This window comes from Alphaproteobacteria bacterium SS10, from assembly GCA_019192455.1.
GTDB lineage: Bacteria > Pseudomonadota > Alphaproteobacteria > TMED2 > TMED2 > TMED2.
In genome coordinates this window covers 1-26,134 of record JAHCML010000003.1, presented here as the reverse complement: position 1 = coordinate 26,134, position 26,134 = coordinate 1, and the positions used below count along the sequence as shown (strand labels likewise).

The 26,134-nt window shown below is 57.3% G+C and carries 24 protein-coding genes and 1 tRNA gene; 12 read left to right on the top strand and 13 right to left on the bottom strand.

Going from position 1 to position 26,134, the window contains the following annotated elements; genetic code table 11:
- Positions 1 to 3 precede the first annotated feature (3 nt).
- From KI792_00580 to KI792_00560, 5 genes are all read left to right on the top strand, one after another.
- A complete protein-coding gene (locus tag KI792_00580; protein MBV6631504.1) occupies positions 4 to 993 on the top strand; it encodes a DUF2157 domain-containing protein in 990 nt (329 codons plus the stop codon).
- Positions 990 to 2,549, top strand: a complete 1,560-nt coding sequence (locus KI792_00575) for a GDYXXLXY domain-containing protein (GenBank protein ID MBV6631503.1) — start codon at positions 990 to 992, stop codon at positions 2,547 to 2,549. The genes KI792_00580 and KI792_00575 overlap by 4 nt, the downstream gene beginning before the upstream one ends.
- A gap of 55 nt (positions 2,550 to 2,604) precedes the next feature.
- Positions 2,605 to 2,680, top strand: a tRNA-Thr gene (locus tag KI792_00570).
- Between the two features lie 112 nt (positions 2,681 to 2,792).
- The gene (gene msrA, locus KI792_00565) at positions 2,793 to 3,467 is read left to right on the top strand and encodes a peptide-methionine (S)-S-oxide reductase MsrA (GenBank protein MBV6631502.1); all 675 of its coding nucleotides are present in this window, start codon (positions 2,793 to 2,795) and stop codon (positions 3,465 to 3,467) included.
- Between the two features lie 2 nt (positions 3,468 to 3,469).
- The gene (locus tag KI792_00560) at positions 3,470 to 4,096 is read left to right on the top strand and encodes a DUF938 domain-containing protein (protein ID MBV6631501.1); all 627 of its coding nucleotides are present in this window, start codon (positions 3,470 to 3,472) and stop codon (positions 4,094 to 4,096) included.
- Here the strand turns inward: KI792_00560 and KI792_00555 are convergent, their stop codons facing one another.
- From KI792_00555 to KI792_00540, 4 genes are all read right to left on the bottom strand, one after another.
- Entirely contained in the window at positions 4,097 to 4,696 is a 600-nt protein-coding gene (locus KI792_00555) for a phosphatase PAP2 family protein (GenBank protein ID MBV6631500.1), read from the bottom strand. It abuts the gene before it with no gap.
- A gap of 111 nt (positions 4,697 to 4,807) precedes the next feature.
- On the bottom strand, positions 4,808 to 5,320 hold the full coding sequence (locus KI792_00550) for a heme-binding protein (GenBank protein ID MBV6631499.1): 513 nt from the start codon (positions 5,318 to 5,320) through the stop codon (positions 4,808 to 4,810).
- A gap of 70 nt (positions 5,321 to 5,390) precedes the next feature.
- Positions 5,391 to 6,671 (bottom strand): HAMP domain-containing histidine kinase, encoded by a 1,281-nt coding sequence (locus tag KI792_00545; protein ID MBV6631498.1) that lies wholly within the window; start codon positions 6,669 to 6,671, stop codon positions 5,391 to 5,393.
- Positions 6,658 to 7,335 carry a response regulator transcription factor gene (locus KI792_00540; GenBank protein ID MBV6631497.1) on the bottom strand — a complete coding sequence of 226 codons (678 nt, stop codon included), beginning with the start codon at positions 7,333 to 7,335 and terminating at the stop codon, positions 6,658 to 6,660. Before KI792_00540 ends, KI792_00545 begins: the two co-directional genes overlap by 14 nt.
- Before the next feature lie 198 nt (positions 7,336 to 7,533).
- On the opposite strand from KI792_00540, the gene KI792_00535 reads away from it, so the two are divergent.
- The 3 genes from KI792_00535 (at position 7,534) to KI792_00525 (ending at position 9,312) form a co-directional block, all read left to right on the top strand.
- Positions 7,534 to 7,893 (top strand): PepSY domain-containing protein, encoded by a 360-nt coding sequence (locus tag KI792_00535; protein MBV6631496.1) that lies wholly within the window; start codon positions 7,534 to 7,536, stop codon positions 7,891 to 7,893.
- A gap of 150 nt (positions 7,894 to 8,043) precedes the next feature.
- The gene (locus tag KI792_00530) at positions 8,044 to 8,481 is read left to right on the top strand and encodes a hypothetical protein (GenBank protein ID MBV6631495.1); all 438 of its coding nucleotides are present in this window, start codon (positions 8,044 to 8,046) and stop codon (positions 8,479 to 8,481) included.
- A gap of 9 nt (positions 8,482 to 8,490) precedes the next feature.
- Positions 8,491 to 9,312 carry an SDR family oxidoreductase gene (locus tag KI792_00525; protein ID MBV6631494.1) on the top strand — a complete coding sequence of 274 codons (822 nt, stop codon included), beginning with the start codon at positions 8,491 to 8,493 and terminating at the stop codon, positions 9,310 to 9,312.
- Between the two features lie 52 nt (positions 9,313 to 9,364).
- Here KI792_00525 and KI792_00520 read toward each other — a convergent pair whose 3' ends face one another.
- The 3 genes from KI792_00520 to KI792_00510 form a co-directional block, all read right to left on the bottom strand.
- Positions 9,365 to 9,571, bottom strand: a complete 207-nt coding sequence (locus KI792_00520; GenBank protein ID MBV6631493.1) for a cold-shock protein — start codon at positions 9,569 to 9,571, stop codon at positions 9,365 to 9,367.
- A gap of 207 nt (positions 9,572 to 9,778) precedes the next feature.
- A complete protein-coding gene (locus tag KI792_00515) occupies positions 9,779 to 12,820 on the bottom strand; it encodes an efflux RND transporter permease subunit (GenBank protein ID MBV6631492.1) in 3,042 nt (1,013 codons plus the stop codon).
- 70 nt (positions 12,821 to 12,890) lie between these two features.
- On the bottom strand, positions 12,891 to 14,009 hold the full coding sequence (locus KI792_00510) for an efflux RND transporter periplasmic adaptor subunit (GenBank protein MBV6631491.1): 1,119 nt from the start codon (positions 14,007 to 14,009) through the stop codon (positions 12,891 to 12,893).
- Positions 14,010 to 14,212: 203 nt separating this feature from the next.
- On the opposite strand from KI792_00510, the gene KI792_00505 reads away from it, so the two are divergent.
- Both KI792_00505 and KI792_00500 read left to right on the top strand, forming a co-directional pair.
- Positions 14,213 to 15,238, top strand: coding sequence for a hypothetical protein (locus tag KI792_00505; protein MBV6631490.1), 1,026 nt, complete (start codon positions 14,213 to 14,215; stop codon positions 15,236 to 15,238).
- Positions 15,239 to 15,320: 82 nt separating this feature from the next.
- Positions 15,321 to 16,544 (top strand): hypothetical protein, encoded by a 1,224-nt coding sequence (locus tag KI792_00500; protein ID MBV6631489.1) that lies wholly within the window; start codon positions 15,321 to 15,323, stop codon positions 16,542 to 16,544.
- 22 nt (positions 16,545 to 16,566) lie between these two features.
- Here the strand turns inward: KI792_00500 and KI792_00495 are convergent, their stop codons facing one another.
- Positions 16,567 to 17,205: a LysE family translocator gene (locus KI792_00495; GenBank protein MBV6631488.1), complete on the bottom strand. Its 639-nt coding sequence runs from the start codon at positions 17,203 to 17,205 to the stop codon at positions 16,567 to 16,569.
- A 91-nt stretch (positions 17,206 to 17,296) separates the two neighbouring features.
- Between KI792_00495 and thiD the strand changes: the two genes are divergently transcribed.
- Positions 17,297 to 18,109: a bifunctional hydroxymethylpyrimidine kinase/phosphomethylpyrimidine kinase gene (thiD, locus tag KI792_00490; GenBank protein MBV6631487.1), complete on the top strand. Its 813-nt coding sequence runs from the start codon at positions 17,297 to 17,299 to the stop codon at positions 18,107 to 18,109.
- A gap of 167 nt (positions 18,110 to 18,276) precedes the next feature.
- Here the strand turns inward: thiD and KI792_00485 are convergent, their stop codons facing one another.
- Positions 18,277 to 19,167, bottom strand: a complete 891-nt coding sequence (locus tag KI792_00485; GenBank protein MBV6631486.1) for a hypothetical protein — start codon at positions 19,165 to 19,167, stop codon at positions 18,277 to 18,279.
- Positions 19,168 to 19,363: 196 nt separating this feature from the next.
- On the opposite strand from KI792_00485, the gene KI792_00480 reads away from it, so the two are divergent.
- Positions 19,364 to 20,320: a DMT family transporter gene (locus tag KI792_00480; protein MBV6631485.1), complete on the top strand. Its 957-nt coding sequence runs from the start codon at positions 19,364 to 19,366 to the stop codon at positions 20,318 to 20,320.
- On the opposite strand, the gene KI792_00475 is transcribed toward KI792_00480, so the two are convergent.
- The 4 genes from KI792_00475 to KI792_00460 all read right to left on the bottom strand — a co-directional run bounded on the left by KI792_00475 (position 20,321) and on the right by KI792_00460 (position 25,714).
- Positions 20,321 to 20,731, bottom strand: coding sequence for a hypothetical protein (locus KI792_00475; GenBank protein MBV6631484.1), 411 nt, complete (start codon positions 20,729 to 20,731; stop codon positions 20,321 to 20,323).
- Between the two features lie 57 nt (positions 20,732 to 20,788).
- A complete protein-coding gene (locus KI792_00470; protein ID MBV6631483.1) occupies positions 20,789 to 21,028 on the bottom strand; it encodes a hypothetical protein in 240 nt (79 codons plus the stop codon).
- A gap of 41 nt (positions 21,029 to 21,069) precedes the next feature.
- Positions 21,070 to 21,885, bottom strand: a complete 816-nt coding sequence (locus KI792_00465; GenBank protein ID MBV6631482.1) for a hypothetical protein — start codon at positions 21,883 to 21,885, stop codon at positions 21,070 to 21,072.
- Positions 21,886 to 22,027: 142 nt separating this feature from the next.
- Positions 22,028 to 25,714, bottom strand: coding sequence for a hypothetical protein (locus KI792_00460; protein ID MBV6631481.1), 3,687 nt, complete (start codon positions 25,712 to 25,714; stop codon positions 22,028 to 22,030).
- Positions 25,715 to 26,134 lie beyond the last annotated feature (420 nt).

Below are 26,134 nucleotides of genomic sequence, written 5' to 3'. Positions count from 1 at the left end.
AGCATGAGTGACAGCACCACCATAGACGCTAACGAACCCAGCACCCTGGAGGCCTGGCAAGCACGGCGCGACGGCATCATCGCCCCAGCCTGGGCCGGTCGCGCGCTGCTGGCCATCGCGGTTGGCCATCTGCTGGCGGCGGTTGTTTTCTTCTTTGCTTTCAACTGGGCCGCGATGGCGCCCATGACCAAGCTGGGCGTGATTGGCACCGGTATTACCCTCGGTGTTGGCATCTTTATTTTCAGACCCGCCGGTGATCTGGCCGGCCATATCGGCGCCATGGTCGCCACCGTCCTAACCGGCACCTTATTCGCCGTGATTGGCCAGATTTATCAAACCGGCGCCGATGCTTGGCAGCTCTTCGCCGCCTGGGCAGCGCTCAGCCTGCCTTTTGTGCTGATCGCGCGGCATCCGGCCCATTGGTTGATCTGGCTGGTTATTGCCCATGTTGCAGCGACCATCTTCGCGGGCCAGTACGCGATACCATTGGATTGGGTTAGCCGTGAAGGCGCGTTGACCATTATTGGCCTGATCGGGGCGGCCATCTTCTTCACCACGGTCCATGCCCCCAGATTCATCCCCTTCTGGCCGAAGGCGCCGCTTTGGCTGGCCTGCCTGATGGCGCTCTCGGCCCTCGGCTATCTAGGCACCGTGACACTAGGTTTGATCTGGTCATTCCGGGACCATGGGGATAGCGCCGCTGCCTGGATTGGTGCCGGAAGCTTTATTGGGCTGGGGATTGTCTTTGCCCTGTTCTTCCGCCGCCGCCACAACTTCGCGATCGCTAGCCTTGGCGGTGCAACCCTGGCCCTTGCCACTGGCATGTTGGCGGCCCGACTGATCTTCGATGACAGCCTTGGTGGTGTTGATGAGATCCTGCCGCGCCTGATCGTGATGACGCTTTGTGGTCTGGGCCTGGTTGTCGCCTACGCCACCTGGGTTAAGCGGCAATGGGCACAAATGAAGGGCATCAGTCAGGAGGCCACAGAATGACCGCCACTGACACCCAAGCGATAGCCGCCAAGCGTGAGGCCAACGATCATGAACAGGATGACACCCCCTGGTTCGTGAAGGCCTGGATTGGCCTTGGCGCCTGGATCACCACCATGTTTGGCATTGGCACCGGCCTCGCGCTGATGCACCTGCTCGACCTCCGTGATTATGGCTGGCCAATAGCAATACTCGGCCTCGCTAGCCTAGTGGGCGGCCTTGTGATTGGCCCCGGCAAAGCCAGCATTTTTCGCGAACAGGCAAGCCTCCTCTTATGCTTGAGTGGCCAAGGACTTGCCGCAGCAGGGGCCGTGATCGGCATCGAGAACGGGCTCGGGGCTCTACCGGTTTGCCTTGCTGTCACGGCATTGCTGGTGGCCAAGCACCCTAGCGCCGCATTGGCCTTCCTCTCCACGATCATGACCGGCATTGCAGCAGCTGTTGCTTTGGAAGAGCTTCAGGCACCTTACGGCTTTGACGTTCTTATGGTTTTAACGATCGTGGCCGGGGGATGGGCCATGCTTAGCCAGCGTGACAAACCTGTCCGGATCGCAGCAGCGGCGAGCTTGCTACTTATGGTGCCTGCTGGCGCTCTAATGCTAAGCGTAGACGGCGGTCAACTGAATGATCTGGTTATCCAATATGGCCGCGCTGAGCCTTTTGCTGGCTGGCCCACAAAGCTTGCTTGGATGGGGATGGCTTGGCTTGCATTAGCCCGCATGAAGCCAGCCCTAACGCAACAGCAGCTCTGGTCAGTTATGGCCGCGGTGTTCGCCTTGATGATACTTGGCCCACTGACAACTGCCGCAGCACTTGGGTTGATGATCCTGGCCTATGTCGTCGTCTCACGCGGCCTACTTATCATCGCGGCTTTGCTTGAGGTCGTGGCGATTGCTCGCTTCTACTACAGCCTTGATCAAACGCTGCTGGTGAAGTCTGTCATCCTGGCAGTAATCGGCGTAATTGCCCTGATTGCCTGGTTCGACCTGTTCGCAAAGCCTAGGGCGGTGGAGCGAGCCTCCCTCGACCCAATGCGGCCAGCAGCCATTGGGGCGCTTGTCGGGCTAGCTCTGGTTGGGGTTGTGGCCACCCAGGCTGTGACGAGCCGGGAGCACGTTATTGCCACCGGCAAGACAGTGCTGCTGCCTTTAGCACCAATTGATCCGCGCTCTATCATCCAGGGCGATTATATGACCCTGCTGCTTCAACAAGACATCCTGCCACCACAGGATATTGAGCCTCGCATTGGCAGTATTGAACTTGATATCGATGCCGATGGGGTTGTGCTGGCCCGCTCCGAACAGGCCTCGAATGGTGCGGTCAATCTCGACCGCGCCCGAGGGGCGGTTGATCGCATCACGCTGCGCTATCATCCCCAGCGCGGTGGCTTCGGTCGCGGCGGCCGGGTTGAGTACGGGATCGACAGCTTTTTCTTCCAGGAAGGGCTCGCCCCGCTCTATCAAACCGGTCGATTTGCCGTCCTTAAGGTCGCGGAAGACGGATCGGCCGTCCTGATAGGCCTTGCGAATGAGAACAAGCAATTGATCACGCCGAATTGAGGCTGTATGTTCCGCGCTCATTCGCGTGGGGGCGCCAAGCCCCGAAACCCGCGATGCCGCAGTAGCTCAGTTGGTAGAGCACGTCATTCGTAATGATGGGGTCGGAGGTTCAAGTCCTCTCTGCGGCACCATTTACCAGTAGCTTAAGCAATAAAATCCGGCGAACATCAGTTATCGGCCACTGGCAGATTGCTGCTGCCCGCCCTTGGTCGACATCTTGACGCTAACCGGATGGAAACCATGATGCCCTTATCGCTGGCCACCCCCACGAATCGCCAAATCCGCTCTATCTTTGTGGGCGTCTTGGCCATGCTCGCCATGGCCATCGGTACCAACCAAAGCCAGGCGGCCGAGACTGAAGAGATCATCGTGGCCGGCGGTTGCTTCTGGTGCGTTGAGAAGGATTTTGAATCCGTCGAGGGCGTGGTTGAGGCAGTGTCCGGTTACATTGGCGGCCGAACCGAGAACCCAACCTATCGGCAGGTTACCGGCGGCGGTACCGGGCATTATGAGGCCGTGCGCATCATCTATGATCCCACACAGATACAGCCACGCGAACTGTACGACCTGTTCTTCCGCTCAATCGATCCAACGGATGCCGGTGGCCAATTCTGTGACCGCGGCGAAAGCTATCGTACGGCAATCTTTGCAACCGGCGACAACGCCGCCAAGGCCCAGGCCGCCAAGGCGGCAGCGCAAGAAGAGCTGGGCCGAACCATCGTGACCCCAATCCTGCCCGACGCTACCTTCTATGTGGCTGAGGATTACCACCAGGACTACTACAAGAGCAGCGCCATCGTGCTGACCCGCTTTGGTCCAATCACCCGGGCGCAGGCCTATAAACGCTACCGTAAAGGCTGCGGACGTGACGCACGGGTTAAGGCCCTGTGGGGTCCCGATGCCCCCTTCGTCAACTAACCATGATCATGCGCATGGTTGATGGGGGTGATGGTCGGCGAACCGCCACAGCCGCCCTCCGAAACACCGCTCCCCTTATCGAGACTTTGCAGACAAGGCTCCCTGACCGTGGGCGTGTCTTAGAAGTGGCGAGCGGCACGGGCCAGCATGCCGCTGCCTTCGCTGAGGCGTTTCCAACATTGGAATGGGTGCCATCAGACATGGACCCGGCGCAGCTGTACAGTATCGCAGCATGGCGCCGGGAGAGCGGCCTGAAGAACCTGGCCGCACCGGTAACGATCGATGTCTCTGCCCCATGGCCAATCACACCCGGCACCATGCAGGCGGTACTGACCATCAATCTGCTCCACCTCATCCCCGAGCCTTATGTCACCCACTTCTTCACGGGTGCCCGGGTAGCCTTGGACGATCGGGGCCAGGTCATCATCTATGGCCCGTTTATGCGGGGGACGGACTACGCCTCCGACGGTGATTGGGCCTTCGACAGCTCACTACGCGCCAGCGACCCGACGATTGGCTACAAATCGGTAGAAGCGGTCGTGGAGATGGCAGCCAAGGCGGGCCTTACCCAAGTTGCAACCGATGCAATGCCCGCGAACAACCTACTCCTGACCTTCGCCGCCCAATAATCATCTTGCCAACAGCGTCACCATAAGGCGTCGGAAGCGGAAGCTTGGACGGGTGAAAAGTGCCGCAACCAAGATGCCCGTCATCGCGCCCGCAATGGTGGCGGAGACGGTGTGGGCATCGAGCATGAAGCGCGCATACATGGTAAGGAACAGAACCGGCCAGACTATGAGGCCAAGCCAATGCGAGTATCGCCGGACCGTGTAGTAAGCGCCTGCACTGGCGAGTGTTGAATGGCCTGACGGCATGTTATGGCGGCTATCGGATGATTTTGGCCGCTCACCCAATCGGGTGCCCATAACTTCTACATCATTCAACAATCGCTTAGGTCCGTGGGAGGCGACAATCCCAGTGAAGACGATTGCCGCTGCCTGCTTGAGGCCGCCGACATCCCGAAGGGCAATGGCAATGACGATTGGGATGATGGTGTTCAGATGCCGCCCATACTCCTCAACCCCAACAACGAGATGGTTGTCCCGGCCATTGCGGGACTCGCTGTAATGCGCCTCAAGATCCGTTGGATAGAAGGTGGCACAGAGCAGGATGCCGATGGCAATCCACCAGCGTTTTGACCGAACGAAATCTTGTTTAAAAAGCGCCATGGATGCCCCCTTGTTGATGGGGGCATCCTTAGCCAGCGGATTCACATCAGATTGGCGTCAGCCATACAAATCTGTAACGCCCTGATCCTATCCACAGGTAAGGCATTTAGCCTATTTCAGCTTATTGGCGATGGCGGCGATGCCAGCCTCGGCACAGATATCATCGAACTCTTTGCCGCTCTCATCTTCACCTGGTGACCCGGCAATGCCTATGCCGCCGATAACCTCACCGTCATAGAGGATTGGAACACCACCAGAGAGGGTGATGAGGCCAATCTCATTAAACACCGCACCTAGGGTTGGCTCATGCTCATTCTCCGCCTCAATCACCGAGGTGGCGACGCGACGGGATGCGGCGGTGATGGCCTTCCGGTTACTGGTCTGAACCGTATGCGGGAAGGCACCTTCTCGCATTAGCTGCACACGAGGTTGCGCCCTTTGGTCAACGACTGTGACGGTTGTAGCAAACCCCATCTCAGCACAGACGTCAGATGCCACCGTCGCAGCCTCTAGGGCCCAATTGAGCGGGATGCTCATTTCAACATGGGGCTCTGCCTTTGCGGTGCCTGCGAACGCGACACTAAAAACGGCGGCCATGCCAAGTGACTTCATGAAGCGGGTCATGATCTTTCCTTCTCAATGATTAAGAGCTTGGAAAATAGGGCGCCCGGCCACGCCTTTCCTGACCGCAGATTTACATTTCTGTAAGGGGCTTAAATCGAACCGAAACCGTCAGGCCGCGCCCACCGGGACCATCACTAAGCGTGAGTTCGGCGTCGTGAAGCTCGGCAATCGCACGCACTAGCGACAGACCCAGCCCGGCCCCCTCACCCTGGCGCGATGCCTCCCCCTGATAGAGGGGTTGCAGAACCTTCTCCCGCTCCCCGGCGGGGATCCCAACGCCCTGGTCACTGATGGTCAACATGGCGCCCTGAACCTGTAGCACGATAGCCTGCCCCTCCGCACCATGGCGGAGGGCATTCTGCACCAGATTGGCGAGAAGCTGGACCAACAGGGCCCGGTCGCCATTTACGCTGGCAGGTTGATGCCGGTCGACCGTCAGGGCGTGGCCCGTATCCTCAATCACCGGACCAAAGGTCTGGGCGATGTCATCGGCCAGCTCACCAAGATCAACCGGGGCAAAGGCTTCACGGCCGGCGCCACTCTCAATCCGGGCCAAGCGCAGCAAGGCCTCAAAAGTGCCGCTGATCTGGTCAATTTGCTCCAGCGCTGCTTCCAACTCGGCCGGTTCGACGGCATGCCCCCTCTCTGTCGCGGCGATGAGGCTGGTTTCGATTTGCGCACGAAGGCGGGCCAGCGGGGTACGCAGATCATGGGCGATATTGGATGACTGAACCCGCATCTGGGTCATGGCATCGTCGAGGCGCGCCGTCGTGTCATTGATGCGATCGGCCAACTCGCTCAAATCATCCTGACCATCCAGAACAATCCGCTGGTTCAGTCGGCCCTGGGCCACCTCGGCCAAGCCAGCACTGATTGTGTTCAGTCGCGCCTGCCCACGCCTGGCGAGCCAGACACCAACCAGGCCACTTAACAACAACGCACCGAACAGGCTGACCTGCATGCCTGCGGTCAGGATATCGCGAAGCTCCTCCTGACGCTGTGTGTTCTCGCCAAGCCTAATACGCCCATGCTGAGTGGTCTGTAACAGGAACCGCATCTCAGGACCCGGCGGGGCCATATCCACCGTCTCGAAACCATCTTCCTGATCCGTTCGAACGATGGCCGCCGTCTCACCAGTATCCGGCAGCGGCAATCCCGATCCTGCATCCAAGGCCGCGATGGCCGCTTCCATCCGCTCATTCAGCCTGGTGTCGACGGCGAGGGTCATTTCCCGCTGCACCAACCAATAGGTGCCGCCCCAGGCAACCAAGGTGATTAGGGAGAACAGCCCCAACAGCCAAAGGGTTTGACGCATGGCGGACAGGCGCAACAGGGCTTTAACTCGGCTCAAAAACATAGCCCGTGCCACGGATGGTGCGAATGAGGGTATCGCCGAACGGCTTTTCGATCTTACCGCGCAGGCGGCTGATATGGGTTTCTACAACGCTGGTCGTGGGATCAAAATTCATATCCCAAACCCGTTCCAACAGCATGGTGCGGGTCTGCACCCGCCCTTTGGACCGCATGAAAACCTCGAGCAACAGGAACTCTTTTGGGTTCAAATCGATTGGCTGGCCCTGCCTGGTGCAGCTGCGTTTATGCAGATCGATAATGATGTCACCGGCGGTGAGTTCTGAACTCTGCTGCTCCGTCGCCCCCTGGCTCCGCGCTAAAACCTCAATCCTGGCCAGCAACTCACTAAAGGCGAAGGGCTTAACCAGATAATCATCCCCGCCGGCCCGAAGCCCCTCAACCCGATCATCAACCTCGCCCAACGCGGTGAGGAAAATCGCCGGCGCTGTAACCTTGGCCTGGCGGAGGGAACGAAGTACCGAAAGGCCATCAAGCCCAGGCACCAAGCGATCAAGGATCAGCACGTCGTAGCTCTGGCCCATGGCGGCAACCAGGGCATCCTTGCCATTGGCGAATAGGTCGACCACATGCCCAGCCTCACGCAACCCCTTCTGGATCCAGGGACCAAGGGTGTCATCATCTTCGAGAACCAGTAATCGCATTAAGCCTATCTCTACGCGTCATCGCCCGTGAGACTTTGGTAAATCACAAGCGCCCGCTCTGCACCTTACAGTTTTGTAAGCCAGGGCGGCGAAGCTGTCAGATTTGTAAACTTGGTGACAGGCTAGCGCGATATCCGTCGCCTCATATTGCTGGGTGGGCAGTGTTCATGCCCGTCCCGTAATATTGAGGAAACTCAAATGAGTGACCGACCAAACCGCATTCAATGGGTCCCTATCCTGGCCACCGCCATCGCCGTTGCCATCCCACTTGGCATTATTGGCGCCAAGGCCCTGGCTGACTCAGAGCCAAAGCCGCCGCTTGCCTCCCCCCTAACCTTTGACCAGGCAATCGCCATCGCCTTGGAACAGCAACCAGGCACAATCGAAGAAATCGCGCTGGAGCGGGAGGATGGCAAGGTCTTCATCGAGATTGAGGTGCTTACCGATCAGGGCGATGAGGTTGAGTTCATGCTCGACCCACAAACCGGCGACATCATCTCAAGCTGGACCGACGACGACCCCTCCGATGATCCGGGTGAGGAAGACACTGACGGCTAATCCCTTTAGTTAGACTTACCCCCTCAAGTAGCGCGGCTGGCTGCAGTTCAATTGAGTTGCAGCCAGCCGCACTGTTGGTTATTCGCAATCACACCAGACAATGATCCGTGATGCGAGGGCAGGGCTATTTCTAAGCGTAATTTTGAAACTGTGACGAAGGCTGAGGTTGTGGCCGCCCAGCGTGCCTGGTCGAAGCATGTGACCGAGCAGAATGTTGAGGCACTACTCGACCTCTATGATTTTGGCGCGCCGGATGAACCGGTTTTGTTTAAGCCAACCCTGGCTGATGTGATCCGCCTAGACCGGGCGGGCGCCCGCTCTTACTTCGTTGGTGGCAACCCCAGCTATCCCAATGATGATGGGTTCCTGAACCGGGGCTGGGTGCGGGTGGACTTCCAAAGTGCGGCTGGGCCAATCCTGAAGGCTGGCGGCCTCGGCTATAAGGATATGGGCCACTACACCTTCGTCGATGGTGACGGGAATGCGACCCGGGCCGACTATACCTTCGCCTATCATAAGCTTGATGGCCGGGTGCTGATCTCCCTCCACCATTCCTCCCTTACCTGGCTACCGCCGGTGGAGGAGTAAGGGACCAGTATGACCATGACGGTTGTCATCACCGGTGCCTCTGACGGCATTGGGGCGGAGCTGGCGCGGCAGCTGGCGACCAAGCACGGCGCGGCCATCGCGCTGGTCCTTGCCGCACGCAATGCGGACAAGCTGAATGCCGTTGCCGATGCCGTGCGTTCCGTGGGGGCTGCCGCCACCGTCATCCCGACCGATGTCACCGACAGGGAGGCCTGCCGCCAACTGATCAATGGCACGATTGAAGCCCATGGCCGGTTGGATGTGCTGGTTCAGAATGCCGGCATGTCGGCCCATGCGAATTTTGCTGATCTGACCGATGATGACCTTGCCTGGTATCAGGATTTGATGACCCTGAACCTTTGGTCGACGGTATGGCTGACCAAGGATGCGCTGCCGCACCTGACTGAGAGCAAGGGCCAGATTGTGGCCGTCTCCTCCGTCGCTGGGCTGGTTGGGGTGCCGGGACGCAGCGCCTATTGCGCTAGCAAGTGGGCCATGGGCGGGTTCTTTGAATCCCTACGCAGTGAGGTTGCCCATCAGGGCATCACCGTCACCATCGCCTATCCCGGCGTGGTGGCAACCGCGATCCGAGAGCGTGGCTATGCGGCTGGCGGCCAACCACTCGGCAAAAGTGGTGTGCGGGAAGACAAAGCGATGTCGGTGGAAGAATGCGCCGCGCGGATTATGAAGGGCATGGATGCCCGTAAGCGGGACATCATCATGACGCGGCAGACCCATCTGGGTCGCTGGTTGCGCCTATTGGCGCCTGGCCTGCTGGATCGCATTGCGATGAAAGAGATCAAGCCAGAATTCCGGTCGGACAAAGCCTAGGCCAAAAAACAAAAAGGGCGCCATAAGGCGCCCTTTTTAGAATTCTTATCGATTAAGCGAGTGCAATGTTGGTTGCAGCTTCGCGGCCATCGCGGCCTGGCTCCAGATCGAAGGTAACCTTCTGGTTGTCTTCGAGGGTGGAAAGACCCGCACGCTCCAGGGCAGAGATGTGGACGAAAACGTCCTTGCCGCCAGTTTCAGGGGCGATAAAGCCGAAGCCTTTGGTGTTGTTGAACCATTTCACGGTGCCAGTGGCCATTTCCGTGTTCTCCTATTCAATTTTGCTGCCCACGGGATGCGGCAGCCCGGCATAGTCAGTCTGTATCGTTCAACTGGTAGCCGTAGGAACGGAAGGCAGTGGTCCGATTAGAAAAACGCTAGCTGCCCCTTCTATGGCCGCCCATGCCGAAATACTCAACAGGTGATTTTGACCCAGGCGTCGAAAAAATGGCGCCAATGGCCCTCCTCAAGACGCAGCAGCCCGTCGCTGCTCCCGCTTCATCAGCGTGTAGCAGAGGCTCGGCACGAATAGCAGGGTCAGTGGCGAGGCCACCAATAGACCACCAATCATGATCGTCGCCATCGGCTCAAACAACGAGCCACCGGCAAGGGCCAGCGGCACCAGACCAAACACCGTGGTCAGTGAGGTCAGCATGATCGGCGTTGCCCGTTTCTGGGCCGCACTGACAATGGCATCCTCAATCGACATGGTCTCAGCATCCAGATCTATCTGGTTAATCAAGACGATGGCGTTGTTGATGATGATCCCCATCAGGGACATCAAACCAAGCACGGCAAAGAATGACATTGGCTGCCCCGTGATGATCAGGGCGAAGGGGGCACCGATCATGATCACCGGGATGGTCATGAAGGTCGCCAAAGTCCGGCGCATAGAGTTGAACTGAAACACCAAGGCGGCCAGCATAATGCCGAGCGCGATTGGCAGATTGCCGCCAATCTCACCATAGGTATCGCCGCTATCCTCAAGCTCACCACCGATGGTGATGGCGTATTCAGGCCCCAAATCTAAACCATCAAGAACCGGCTGGATCTCAGCCAACAGACCCTGGGCAGAGAAGTTCTCACTCTTGCCATAGATGGTGATTTGGCGGACCTGGTTCTCACGCCGGATTTCCGAGTACTCCAAGCGCGGCTGGAAGGATGCGACCTGATCGACAGAGATAAGGCGATCGCCCACATTGACCGACATATTGGCCAGGTCCTCAATACTATCCCGATCTCGGGTTTCCGCGCGGAGAACGATTGGGATCTGTTGATCGGCCTCCCGGAACACTGAATAGGCGGAGCCTGAGAAGTAGGCTTCCATCACCTGCGATAGGTCTTCTGAGGTAATGCCAGATTCCCGGGCCTTATCCTGGGCGATGTCGAGGACGATTTTCAGAACTCGCTTACCCCAATCAATCTCGTTCCGGCTGATACCGGGAACACCGGCATAGGCGCGCTCAACCTTATCGGCCGCATCCATCAGGACAGCGGCATCAGGGCCGGTGATTTGAACCTCGACAATGCCAGACTCACTACCGCCCATTGAGAGACGGGTGATGCGGAACCGGGCGGCTGGAAACTGTTCAATGAAGGCACGGCGCACCCGGGGCACAATCTCCCGAACCGCATCGACATCAGTCATATTGACGGCGAAGAACGCGCTCGACGGGTTAGCGTCAGCAGGACTTAGCGCCAGATAGAAACGGGGGCCGCCATAACCAACATAGGTGGCGGTGTTCACCACATCTGGGTTGACCGACTTATCCGACAGCCAAGCCTCAACCTCGAGGGCATAGCGCTCGGTCTCTGAGATCGCCGTGTCCTCAGGCATATCCATATAGATGATGAAGTCACCGCGATCGCTAAGCGGGAACATCTCCGGCTTCACGTTTGAGAACTGGGTCACAGCCCCAGCGACCAGCAGATAGACCAGCACCGTTAGCGGAATGCCGTAAGGCAGCAGCTTGCGGGTCAAGCTTCCATACCAAGCAAGCTTGTTGGCGGACTCTTTCTCTTCCTGCTTCGGCTGCTTGAACAGGCGGGCACTCAAGAAAGGCAGGACATAGAGGGCTGTTAGCCATGAGCCTAACAGCATCAAGGACACAACCGCGCCGAGGGAGAAGGCAAACTCACCGGATGAACCCGTCATCATCAGCATCGGCACGAAGGCAGAGATGGTCGTGATCGACGCCACGCCGAGGGGGATCATGTATTGCGACCCCGCCTGCTTTGCGGCCTCAGCCGGGTCGACCCCGTCTTTGATGCGGCCCTGAATATCCTCAACGACCACCAGGCCATTATCGACCAACAGGCCGAGCGAGATAATCACGGCGGCGATTGAGACCTGTTCAATATCAACACCGACAATGCCCATATTGCTGAGTGCAAACATCACGGTGAACGGCACGATACACGAGATCACAAAGGCCGCGCGCAGGCCCAAGAACAGCAGCATCACAATGAAGACAACGATGAAGGTCTGACCCACATTGGACAGGGCGCTGTTAATCGCCGCCGTCACGTTGGTCTCTTGGAATGCTGAGATGTGCAGCTCTACCCCGATTGGCTGACGCTGTTCGAAGTTATCGAGTGCAACCCGTAAGGCCCGGCCCAAAACCTGAATATCTGCGGTCTCCGCCATCTCAGCGGCCAGGATCACCGCGGGCTCGCCATTGATGAAAACCGGATCATCCTTGGGGTCGATATAGCCCCGGCGAACCTCAACCAGATCCGACAGGCGAATGAAGCCGTCCAACCCATCAACCTTGGTCAGGACCTCACTGATCTCTTCGACTGAATCTAGATCACCATTGGCTTCCAGCACGACACGGGTGCCATTGGCGTCAATCTCACCCGCTGGCAAGATGACGTTCTGCGCCGCCAAATCCTCAAGCAGCTGGCCGATCTGACCACGGACAGACGCTAGGCGACGGGTGTCGAGGTCGAGCCAAATCCGCTCATCCTGAACACCATGCAGGGTTACCTTGGAGATGCCGTCGAGCAGGTACAGCTCTCGCCGTAACTCCTCTGCGATGTCTTCCAATTGGGCGAGGGAAAAGCCATCACCAGTGATGCCAACCGTCGCAATGGCCACATCACCNTAATCGGTGTTCACAAACGGACCTTGGGTTCCATCGGGCAGCTCGGCCGCCACATCGCCCATCTTGTTACGGAGGTCTTCCCAAGCGTTCTCAATATCCGCGCTGGGCACCTCATCATAGAGGTCGGCATAGAGTAGAACTGAGCCATTGGTGACAGTGGTTCGAATATCCTCGATCTCACCAATCTCACGCATCTTGCGCTCGATCGGGATCGCCACAAGCTCCTCAATCCGCTCCGGTGCCATGCCCTCGAAATAAGCGGCGACGGCGGCCGTTCGAATGGTAATGGCCGGGTTCTCGCGCTTTGGAATGTCGAAATACGACATGATCCCCATAAACAGGACCAGGACCATCAGCAGGTAGGTGAAGCGGCTCTTTTCCAGGCCAAAGACGGTAATCATTTTGTGGGTTCCACCCTAATGCGAGACGAGGGCCATTTACGGGGACCAATAGCGGGGATTAAGTGGCCAACTATTGGGATGGCTGATCCTCGATCAGCTTCACGCGCATGCCGTCATGAAGGAAGGACACGCCAGCGGTGGCAACACGCTCCCCGCTTTCCAGCCCCTCAATGACCATGAACATGTTGTCGCGCATGCCAGCCGCCGTCACATCACGGCGCTCAACGGTGCCAGACTGCGGGTTGAAGACATACATCTGCAGGGGAAAGACAGGGTCGCGGCCTGCGGTTTCGCTGATCTGCTTTTGGGTGATTGCGGCACTCAATGGGATCAGGAAGCCCTCATTCGCCGGAATCGGGAACTCCAGCTCAACCTCAACCGACATGCCGGCACGGATAAGCGGGTTACGTTCGGCAACTGAGACAATCACTGGGAAGGAGGAGACGGTGTCCGCTCGCTTACCAACCTCAGTGACAACCGCAAGCAGCGCAATTGAGGGGTCATCCGCCAAACGCACCACGGCGGGCATGCCCACATCAATGCGTGAGACGATCTCAAAATTCACCGAGAAAGAGACCTCAAACACATTGGGATTGTAGATCGAGGCAACGGCCTGACCGGTGCTGACGGTCTGGAAGCTATCGGCATCCACCGAGTTAATCACGCCATCAAAGGGCGCATACATGGTGGCGTCCTCGAAGTCTTCCTGTGCTGCCGTCAGGGCCTTTTCAGCCTGGGTCAAGCGCGCCCGGCTGGCCTGGAAATCGGTCTCTGCCTGATCTAAGGCCAGCTTGGTGCCAGCACCGCGTTCTAACAAGAAGGCCTGGCGCTCGACGTCTTCGCGGTCTTGGTTCAGCAGAACCTGTGCCTCTTCCACCGAGGCAGCGCGGTTTTCAATCTCGGTCTCAAACTGCTTAACGTCCAGTTTGGCCAGAACTTGGTTGGACTGCACCTGCTGACCAACACTTAGGGCAAGCTCACCAAGGCGACCGCTCACCTCAAAGGAGAGGGTGGTGATTTCCTGCGGCTCCAACACGCCCGGATAGCGGCGCTCAATGCTCTGCCCGGTATCTTCAACCAGCGTTGTAATCAGCCCACGAACCGGCGGCTCAACAGGAGTATCAGTGGCGGCTTCATCGCAGGCAGCTAGCAACAAAGCGACCGCGAACAGGCTTACAACTCGGATCATCAGAAATCTCTTCGACAAGCGTGTTTTTAGGAATTGCTGCAAGGTCTACAGCAAGCCTGCTATGGGTCAACTCTCTAAATCCCAGCCGCCCTGCGCTTTAGCCTCTTTCAACGGGGTGAACTATACCAGTTGCGCAACTGGCGCCCAGGCAGTGCACAGCCTGAAAATCAAGATAAGGCCAGTTGCGTAAGGCAGTTGAGACAATGATCCAAACTCCCGAGGGTCGCATTCCGGATGGTGCCCGCACAAGCGAGGACCCCGCCCGCCGTCAGGCGTGGCGGCGGCAGTTCATCCGTGATGAGATCGATCGCATCGATCCCCAAGACCGCCCGCTGAACCCGCGGCAGGCCAATGCCTTCTGGCTGGAGATTGGGCAACCCCCAAATTTGGGCGATTTCCGGGGCTATGCCGACCGGATGGGTCTCACCGTTCCTAAGGGCCTAACAGAAATCCGCGCCCAGTATGGTGAGATCAAAGAGCTGCTCTCAATCTGCCAGCATGGCGATACCCGAAGCTTCTACGCTGGCCGCAGCTTGGGCCAGCCAGTAAGCCCGATTGATCAGTATCGTGCCTTTAAGGGAATCAAAGAATTGGATGCCTGGGCGAATGAAGTGCTCGCACGCCCAGAGGTTCAAGAAGCCCTCACCCACGCCCACGAGGCTCGAGACTTTAACGAGCATTTCTATGTCGATGACCCGTTCCTGCCCAAGCAGCTGGCCCGCTTGGAAACGCAGGTAGATCAGAACTTCCGTGCCATCTATGCCGATCCGGCTGAGGCAAAGCAGAAGTTTGAGGACCTGACCGTTGCCATGGGCTTCGAGAAGGCCATCGACAAGCTTACCCGCCGACCTGGCCAGCTGGGCCGGATGGTGGGAACCGGTCGCGGCATCTTTAGTGATGAGCAGCGGCACCGAGCGAAGTACTGGGTCGGGCATGCATTGGCCCCAAACTTAGAGGCGCTAAACGAGGCTCAAGAGAGCCACGCCGTCATTGAAAGCGATATCGCGAAGGCGGGCGGTTTGTACCCGGTTGATGAAGACCTATTGGCCTTTGAACGAGCCGCCGTTCGGCTTAGCTATTCGATCAATCTGAATGATCGGATGTCGGAAGCGGCCACCCGGATACGGGGTGACCTTGACCATGCCGTTGAGGCTAAGGCCGCAATGGCAGAGCTTGCACCCGCCGCCGCAGGCCCTAACGCCGACAAACGCGGCGTTCCCGACATCTAGGCCCTGACTTTCGAAATTCGGTGATTCAGCAAGCTTCGTGTATGATGTAATCGTCACGAAGGAAGGGGATATTGGCGCGCCTATGTCGAGCGGCCTGAGTAGGGATTTAGTAAGCCTAGCGAATGGGGATGCACCGTCCGCCAGCAGCCCCGCTCAACCTACCCACTTCGAGACCCATCTTAGCAGCAGCATCGACCAAGCAATCGACTACATGCGGGGGGATATCGCCGCGCAGTATTTGAATGCGGCACCAAAGGCCCTGCTTTACGGCCTGTCGCAGCCAATGCGCGATAAGCTGAATGAGGCGCTAAAGACCGAGCCGGTGTTGGACCATCAGCAAGAGGCCCAAAGCCGAATGCGGGAACTGGCACTCGGCACTGGTGAATTTGCCCAGCTCGATCGGATTGAACTCGACCTCGCCTATTTTGAGCATTTGGGCCCGCTTGGCGGGCAGCTCGCCGCTAACAAGACAGCGGAGTTTATCAACGGCTTGCCTGAATTTGAGCCGATGTCGCTGCAGACCGACACCCAGATTAAGATGATAAGGGCGCTACAAGTCGCCCGGGAACCGACCGAGGCTATCGCCAAGGCACGTGGGGTGCTGCATTCCTCAATCGATGCCGGTGAGCCCTACTACAAGCAAGAGACCCAATATCGCCAAGAACTGGCCGATAGCCTGGCCCATGACCCAATGGTGCAGCAGGCGCTGATGGATTGGCCGGGCATGGACGAGAATGCGCGGCTCAACGTGCTTCAGCATGTGGTCAACAAGCAGGCCAAGCTGGGCGGCTTTCAGCCGGTCGAAGTGAAGACCAAGGATTGGCCGACCGTCATAGGACCCGAAGGCCAGAAAAGGACCAGGCGCGGCACCTACAGCCCCAGAAGTCGGGACATATCTGTCAATCGGGCAGCTGAAGATTTCTGGGAAGATCCCGTTCAAGTCATTGGCACCACGGTTCATGAGAACACCCATAGCCGCCAGCATCAGCTGGGTGAGGATTATGAGAAGGGCTTCCTTGAAAAGGATGACCCGAAATACGTCGCGGGTGCGATCTTTGCCGATGGCCTAGTGCATGGATATGTCAGCTCATCCGTTGATCACACGCTTTATCGTGACCAGCTGGTTGAGCAGCAGGCCAGGCGCGTCCAGGCCACCGTGGTAAACCGACTTGAGGACCTGGGCATCAAGGCGAACCATAAGGCCGATGCCGAAATCGCAGCCTTCCTCGCCGAATACGGCAGTGATGATGCCGATCTCGAGATCGAAATCGTTGCCATGCCAGCGGACAGACCAAACGGACCGTAGGTTAATCTGTAAGCCCGCCAGGCTAGGCCCGCTTAGTTAGTGCAAGCCAGATACCGCCGCCGATCAGTGCGGTGCCACCAAACCAATCGAGCAACTTGCGCCGCTTAGCGGTCAGGAAGCCGCCGGCCTTACCCGCCGCGACGGCATAGGCGCCGTCGAGCACGGTGGCGACCACCATAAAGGTGGCGCCCAATATCAGAGTTTGCCCGACAACTAAATCGCCGGGCACCACAAACTGCGGGATGAACGCGCCAAAGAACAAAAGCGCCTTGGGGTTTGACCAGATCACCAGCACGCCCTGCCAAAAGTAATGCCACCAGCGAAACTTGGCGGGCCTATCCTTGGCCAGAGCTTCCGGATCCTCAAGATCGTCATGGCGCGATCGGATGATCTTGATACCTAGATAGATGAGATAGGCAGCGCCCGCGATCTTCACATAGAAGAACAGCGCGCCCATGGCCTCAATGACCAGCTGCAGGCCCGCAGCCAGAACCACCAACATGACGGCAAGACCAAGCTGTGTGCCCGCCACATTGGCGATACCGGCGCGGGCACCATGGCGCAGGGAATTGGCGATGATCACCGTCACGGTCGGACCAGGCACAATCACCACCGCGACACATGCGGCGACAAAGGCGAGATAGGTGGCGATATCAAACATGGGCGACTACATCCTTACCAGCGTAACAGAGGCATACTGAGCCACGCACCCCGGCCCGGCACAACCCCTTAAATCAGGCACCCCTAATAGAATGCCCTCAACCACCCCGCCCAATACCCTTAGCATTGCCGGCTCTGACCCCTCCGGTGGCGCCGGTATTCAAGCTGACCTCAAGGCCATCTCCGCCAATGGCGGCTATGCCATGGCTGCGATTACGGCACTGACGGCACAGAACACCCAAGGTGTCACCGGTGTTGAACTCGTCGCACCAGAATTTGTCCGCGCCCAGATTGATGCCGTGTTCGCCGATATCGAGGTGCATGCGGTCAAGGTCGGCATGATCGCGACGGCAGAGATTGCGGCTGCCGTGGCCGATGCCCTCACCGCCAATAGGGCCACAAACATCGTTCTGGACCCGGTCATGGTGGCCAAGGGCGGTGACCGTCTATTGGCCGAAGAAGCGGTTACCACCTTGCGTGAGCGCCTCGTCCCCCTGGCCACCGTCATTACACCAAACCTGCCGGAGGCCGCCGCCCTTACCAACCAACCGGAAATCACCAGGCGTCAAGAGATGGCCGATCTCGCCGCCGCCCTCCTGGCCCTCGGGCCTAAAGCGGTGCTGCTGAAAGGTGGTCATTTGAGCGGTGATCAGAGCCCAGACCTATTGCTAAGCGATCAGGGCGAGGCCTGGTTCGACGGGGCACGGGTTGCGACCAAGAACACCCATGGCACCGGCTGCACCCTGTCAGCTGCATTGGCCACCCAGCTTGCACTGAACGACAGCCTGGAGCCAGCGGTTCAGAAGGCCAAGGCCTACATTGCTGGCGCCATCGCTGGGGCTGATCAACTGGCTGTTGGCAGTGGCCATGGCCCAACCCATCACTTCTGGGCGGCGAGCACCTAACGGCAAATCGCTTCCTCTAATGGCAGGCTGTAGTGAACACCACCAATAATAAATTTCGCGCCAAAATTAAATGTGGATGCACTAAAAACAGGATCATAGAAAGCAGAACTACTTGACAAGGCGTTTCCGACCTCAGGAAAAGGCATCATCACCCTCTAGAAATAAGTTTACTTACAAACAAGATTGCACTCATGTTGAGAATAGATAAGTTTTAACAATCTTCTGACAAAAGCATTGGCTGAGCGCGTTTCAAGTTCATTAACAATGTTCTCGTGTGACGATACAAATTTTAATATATTAGCGGCTCTATTAAGCAGGGCATACTCACCTAAAAATATTTTTCCGCCACTAACATGTATTAAATTTATCAAAAACTCATATTGAGCAGAATTTTCCCCCACTACCTCACAATCAAAAACAATATTTAATAAAGCATAATTTATATTATTGTCTGATTTTTCTCTAATAAAATTCTCATAATTAGTAACTATATTTAAATTTCGATCCACATTCAAATTCTTTGATACCTCTAAAATTGACTTTTCGTATGAAAGAAGCATCGAGTTAATGAAGCTTTGATTGTTTTGTATATTTTCTTTCCTATAGACAATTTCCTCTCGTTCGCTGGAAAAACTCCGCTCACCCAGAGAGCAACTTTTCAAGTTACTCCAGTTCATCATTTCAGAGTTTTTAACAGAAATAAATATTACTAATGTATCAATACCCCTAAGACCATTCCAATACTCTTGGTTATTTGAATCTCGCAAACATGGGCATAAGAAATTTTTCGCACCGTCTTTTGAGTATGATTTTTGAGGGACAAGAATAAATAACCCCATTAGAATAATGGGTATAAATCTTTTTGTGTTTTTTATTTTATTATACATTTTATCACCGCTGAATGGATTATGTCCTAAATGGATCAGAGTAGGCATAACTGCAGTGATCCAATCATACGAGTTTATGGAAGAACTGACTACCGCAGCCGATGGATCACTCGGCATGTCCGGCACAACGCCTGCTGCCATGTACATGATCACAGCGATCAACTCATTCACGCCTGGGCTGCCCAAGCACTTGATAGGAATGGCATTGATTGGCGCGTCGGAAGACCTCAGTGTTGGTCAGGGCCACGGCCCCACCCACCATTTCTGGGCGACCAGTGGCTAGCGGCAAATCGTAAGAAACGGGCTGCTAGCCATTGGCAAGCCACCTAGGGTGGAGCGTTCCTCCACCAGCCCCTTAGGCCGCGCCATGACCACCGCCACCGCTAGCCCAACCACACCATCCATGGGCCTGACCGAATGGGGGATGCTTATCCTGCTATCGGTGCTGTGGGGTGGGTCGTTCTTCTTTATTGGCGTCGCGGTCACCGAGCTGCCGACCTTTACTGTGGTGGTCAGCCGGGTGGTACTGGCCGCCCTAATCCTGCTGGCAATCATGATGGTGACGGGCCGGAAGATGCCCAGCATGGCGACCGCAGAAGGACGCCGCATCTGGCTCGCCTTCTTTGGCATGGGCCTCCTAAACAATGCGATCCCGTTTAGCCTGATTGTCTGGGGCCAGGCGCATATCGCCTCGGGTGTGGCCGCGATCCTGAATGCCACCACCCCACTCTTTGGCGTGGTGGTTGCCCATCTGCTCACCGCGGATGAACGGATGAGTGCTGGCAAGGTTGTCGGCGTGATCTTGGGATTGATTGGCGTTGCCGTGATGATTGGTGGCACGGCACTGCAATCCCTAAGTTCCGCGGTCGGTTTAGAGGTCTGGGCCCAGATGGCAATCCTGGGTGGCGCCCTCACCTATGCCTTTGCCGGGGTTTTTGGACGGCGGTTTAAGGCGATGGGCGTGTCACCGATGGCGACCGCCACCGGTCAGGTGACGGCATCCAGCATGCTGATGATCCCAGCCATGCTAGTGGTCGACCAACCCTGGACCCTACCGATGCCGGGCTTCGAGACGATTGCCGCGCTGGTCGGGCTTGCAGCCCTATCGACCTCGCTCGCCTACATTCTCTATTTCCAACTACTCGCCCGGGCCGGGGCCACCAATCTCTTGCTGGTGACCTTCCTGATCCCGATCAGTGCGATCGCCCTCGGCATCGGTTTCCTAGGCGAGGTGCTGCTGCCCAAACATTTGATTGGGATGGCGCTGATCGGCCTTGGTCTCGCCGCGATTGACGGACGCCTGATGGTCAGGCTTAGGGGCTGATTAGAGCTTGCGGCGCGCAACCTCTGGCGATGGGCCTGCAGCATCGGCGGCAGGCCCTGCGGCGGCCGCAGCCTTCCGCTGCTCATCAAGCGATTTGAAGGTGCCATTCAGCTTATCTGTGACATCTTCCCAGAAGTAATCCATCCCGTCGGGATCTCTAATCTGATCGCTAGAGAGCGCCTCAAAACGGCTTAGCAGCTCTGGCATGTTGCGCTCGGTCAGGGTGTCGGGCTGGCCGATGGCTTTCACTGCCTGCTCTAGTAACCGGTGGTGGTAGAAGCCTTCTTCATGGCTATACCCAGCCATGGCCGCAACGAACTCATCCGTTGGCACTTCATGCTTCGGTGGCTCAGCGGCGGCCAGAACATCTGGTGCAAGCTTAGCCATCAGGCGCTGGGTGGCCTCAACCATGTAGGGGCCGGCACTCTCTGCCCAGGTTTGGAAAGTGTCTGGCAACGCCTTGAGATACTACGCCAATTCAGACTGGGTGGCACCGCCCGGAAATGCATCAAGCAAAGGCGTCACCACATGGGCTTCGGCATCCGCTGAGAAGCCACCAACCTCAGTATAGGCATCGACACCAGCCCGGCGACCGGAAGGTGGGCTAACGAGATCGAAGGTCTCTGGGTTGCTGCGAGCCTCGGCGGCAAATTCGAGCATAATGCGTCGCACATCCATACGCAGCTGAGAGCCGCTGTAACGGGCCATTGCCATAGTCTTCACCCCCTTAAATCAGGATATTGGTTTGGTTAGGTTCTGCGCGTCGGCGCGGCGGTCTGTGTGACTGCTGATACCGCAGTGTTGCCGGTAAGGTTGGCTTGCAAGCCCTCTTTGCCCGGTATCTGACCCAGCATGCGGATTAGCGGGGTCGTGCCCTCATAGGGCCGGGTGTCTTCAACCACCTCCAGCCGATGCATCGCCTGCCGCTCAAGTACCAGGGCACGGCGCATGGCCTTGCCACCATCGCTGCGCATCTGGCCACCGCCGGAGCGGATCCAGATCATATCAAGGTCATCTTTAAGATGCGGCAGCTGCGCTTCCAATTGTAGGGCGCGGGTCAGGGTCTGTAAGCGGCCAGTATCGGCGACCCAGCGATCCGCCTGGTCACGGCCGATTGACACCCGTCGAGCGATCTTCAGCTGTTCCCAATCTTTGGGCGGGTAAATCTCGGTCGCTGCTAGCACGCCGAGGCGATGGCGATCCTGCTTACCCAGATCGGTGCCACCAGCCACATAGTCGATGACGCTGCGCACTTCCTCATCCATCCGGGCCATATGGCCGAGGCGTTGTGGATTTGGCAGGGTCTGCGGGGCGAACCATTGGGCAATCTGTGAGCGGCTCTTCGCCCGCTCTGCACGGCTTTGCCGCCAGGCTTCAGGAATGTTGAGGGATTTGGCCACACGCTCCATCGGGCGGGCCATGATCTCATGCACCATCTTGGGCCGGTCCGCAGGTTGGCGCGCCCAAATCGCCCGGAACCGCTTTTCAACGTCCGGATGGGCGGCAAACACATCGGCTAAAAACCGACGGTCATTATCCGCGATATGGGTTGGTATCTGCCGCATAGATGGCCAAGAGCCCAATCAAAAATCCCGCGCACTGATTGCGCATTTGATAATCGATACACCCGTATTAAGAAAGGCCACAAAACAAAACGCCCGCCGCTGGGGGTCCAGGGCGGGCGTCTCGTTAATCGCTTTATGTCGGTTAGACGAAGGTCACGTCATCCTCGCTGGTGATACCGACCAGGAGAACAGTACCGCCATCGGTGGTGATCAACAGACCTTCCGGCGTCACCTGGCTGCCAATGATCGTGGCATCACCCAGATCGATTGCATCCCCGTCGCCGAAGTCACTGATCACATCGTCACCGAAGTCGCCACCGAAGGTGAAGACATCATTGCCGGACCCACCGATGAGCAGGTCATCGCCTTTGTTACCGAACAGGGTGTCATCACCCTTATTGCCGTAGACAATGTCGTCGCCGAGGCCGCCATAGGTAACATCGCTGTCCTGACCGCCATACATGGTGTCATCGCCCTTGTTACCGTAGATGCCGTCATCGCCCTTGTTGCCATAGACGACGTCTTCGTTCTGGCCACCATAGCTGGTGTCGCTACCCTGGCCACCGAACAGGGTGTCGTCACCCTTGTTACCGTAAACGATATCGGTGCCCTGGTTACCGTAGGCAACGTCGTTGCCGTCACCGCCAAGGACGTTGTCGTCACCGCCAGCGCCGCTGATGCTGTCGTTACCGGAACCACCATCGATGCTGTCAGCGCTTGATGAACCGGTCGCGGTGTCATCGCCATCCAACAGCTCAACCACTTCACCTTCGCCGCCGGTGAGGGTTTCCTCATCCGAACCGAAGGAGCCGCCACCGCCGCCGCTGCTGCCGCCGCCAGTGGTATCGGGCAGACCGTCGAAGTTATCGGCTTCTAGCGTGCCCGACAGATCGATGAAGGTGAAGGTTGTGCCGCCACCAGTCACCGTCGCATTGGTACCAACCTGGTTGATCGTCACAGCACCATCAAAGTCGATGGCATCGGTCTGCGCCTCAAAGCCCTGGATGGTAATGCTGGCACCAGTATCGGTGACCACAATTAGATCCTGGAAGCCAGGGATCTGTCGGCCGCCGCTGTTATCCAGCCGGATAAAATCATTGCCGCCATCAGCGTAGATCGTGTCAGCACCACGATAAGCATAGATGCTGTCATTACCGGCCCCGCCATAGATGACGTCATCACCGTTGAAGGCAACCACCCCGTATTCTGGATCACCAAAGAGATCCTCGATGCCGCTGCTAAACAGGTTATCGCTGGTTTCGCCATAGACGACGTCGGCACCGTCACCACCATAAATGGTGTCATTACCGGTACCACCTGAGAGAGTATCCTCATCAGCGTCGCCATACAGAACATCGTCGCCGGTGTTACCGGATAGTCGGTCATTACCATCGCCACCCTGAAGCGTATCAGAGTCGGTGGTGTCGTCATTGTCGGTGCCACCGATCAGGGTGTCATTACCAGCACCGCCAGATAGGCTGTCATCATCACCGTTACCAAACAACCGATCATCGTCCGCACCGCCGAGCAGGGTATCATCGCCATCGCGACCGAAAATACTATCGTCGCCGACACCACCATCAATTGAGTCATTGCTGGTACCGCCATAAAGGACGTCATTGGCTGCCGTCGGGTTAACCTCAAGGGTAAAGGCGCCACCATTGACGGCCCCCGCGGTCACGTTGCCATTGTCAGTAAAGACCGAGAACGTAACCGGTCCGCCCAGGGTGCCACCGGTCAAGGTGATGTCGGTCTGGGTGCCTGAGATGTTGGCGACGCCAATCGAGAAGCCAGTGGCATCGGTGACAAGAATGGTGTCGTGATTACTCTCAAAGAAGTGAATCTCGTCACCATCAAGCTCAGCCGCCGCACCGGCAAAGGTGTCCGCGCTCTCCACGATGCTACTAAACTGATCACCACCGTAGAGGGTGTCGTTACCAGCGCCGCCATCGATGTAATTGTTCTCGTCGCCGTAGTCGCCACTGCTAAGGAAGGTGAACTCACCAGTGCCGTAAATCAGGTCATTGCCATCGCCGCCATAAAGCGCATCACCACCATAGCCACCAACGACGGTATCGTCGTTATCACCACCGTAAAGGGTGTCATCGCCGGTATTGCCGTAGATGCTGTCATCACCGGCACCGCCATCGGCGTAGTCATTGCCGTAGAGCCCGTAGAGGAAGTCGTTACCATCCTCACCAAACATGGTGTCGCCGCCATAGACGCCGTAGATGGTGTCGTTATCCGCACCGCCATAGAGCAGGTCATCGCCACGGCCACCATAGATGCTGTCGTTACCGGCATCGCCATAGAGGGTGTCATTGCCGTAAAGAAGGTCAGCGGCATCGCCATAGATGGTGTCATTGTCGTCACCACCATAGAGCAGGTCATCACCGCCATAGGCATAGATTTGGTCATCGCCGGTGCCGCCGTAAACGGTATTAGCGTCCTGAACGCCATAGGCGCTGGCATAGATGTAGTCATCGCCGGCATCGCCATAGATCAGGTCATCGCCACCATAGGCATAGATGTCATCAGAGCCATCACCGCCATAAACGGTATCGTTGAAGCTATCTTGCTTATTATCGGCGTAGATCAGATCGGAATCATCGTCGCCATAAATCAGGTCGGCGCCGCCATAACCATAAATGCTGTCATCACCGGCCAGACCATTGATTGTGTCGTTGCCATTCGTGCCGTAAATGCTGTCATTGCCAGCGGTTGCGCTGCCGCTCATCAGCGGGTCAGCGTTGATGGTGAAGGCACCGCCTGAAACCGCACCCGCGGTAAAGGTGGTACCGCCATCCACATTGATCGAGATCGTGGAGGCACCAAGGTCACCGCCGGTCAGCTCAAATAGCGTGCCACCGCCATTGGCCGATGTTGAGACGGTGAAGCTATCGGCATCCGTGACATGGATTTGGTCAACACTGCCATAGATTGAGAAGAGCTGATCACCGTCTAGCTCAGCGGCGGTACCCTCAATCGTATCGGCGCCAAGACCCTGGCGGTCGCCATAGATCGAGTCGTTGCCATCGCCACCAACAAGCAGGTTGTCGCCAGCAATGCCGACAAGGGTGTCATTACCCTCACCACCAAAGAGTGCATCACCACCATAGCCGCCGCGGATCGAGTCATCGCCGCTGCCGCCATAGAGGGTGTCATTACCTTTACCACCGGCCAGGCTATCGTCACCGAGGCCGCCATAGATTAGGTCCTCGCCTTCCTTACCCTGGACGGTATCGTTGCCAGTGCCACCATCAACGGTGTCATCACCAACAGCGCCATAGATTTCATCATTATCAGCACCGCCATAGATCAGGTCGTCGCCGCCGAAGCCATAGATCTCATCATTGCCATCACCGCCATAGAGCGTGTCATCAAATGCCGGCAATGGGCCGTAGATGCTGTCATCGTCATCATCGCCATAGATTTCGTCATTGCCAGCGCCACCATAGAGTAGGTCGGCACCATCATTACCGTAGATCTCGTCATCGTCGCCGCCGCCATAAAGGACGTCAGCGCCGTCATTGCCGTAGATCTCGTCTCTACCGGAACCACCATCAATCGTGTCGTTACCGGCATTGCCGTAGATGTCGTCGCTATCCGCAGCACCGTCGATGGAGTCGTTGCCCTCCTGGCCGTAAATGCGGTCATTACCGTCGCCACCGACCAGGCTGTCATTACCAGTCTCACCGAACAGGGTATCGTTACCCGCGCCGCCATCTAGCGTGTCGTTGCCGGCACCGCCGAGGATGGTGTCATTGTCAGTCCCACCGTAGAGGGAGTCGTCATTGGCGGATTGGAGAGAGTCGTTGATGGAGCTCATGGTGATCTTATCCCTATGCTCAAGGCGGCGAATGGCGCTCAAAGCCACGCCGCAAACGGCGCCGCGCAGCCGCGCGGGCAATTGAATTTCTGATGTTCTCTTGTGTGTTAACCGCCCATGCCCCGGCGGCTAAATCCTGCGTCCCGTTTCTTTCTTGGGGATTTGGATACGACGATTGCGCGTAAGCGACAACCGGAAACAGCCCAAACCCGATTAGAACGCATTTGAAATCAGCACGTTACCTTACCAATACGTAAGATTTCGACGAATGATGCCGAATGTCCGTCGTCAGGTAAATTGAGACAGCAAGCGGCCTGACTAAAGGAGGGTCTGGCACATCTGGATTTCAGTTAAGCAGCGGATTTGTTGTGCAGCAAGCGCCGTTGTTTCATGGTCCTCCTTTTGATCTTTTCCCGTTCC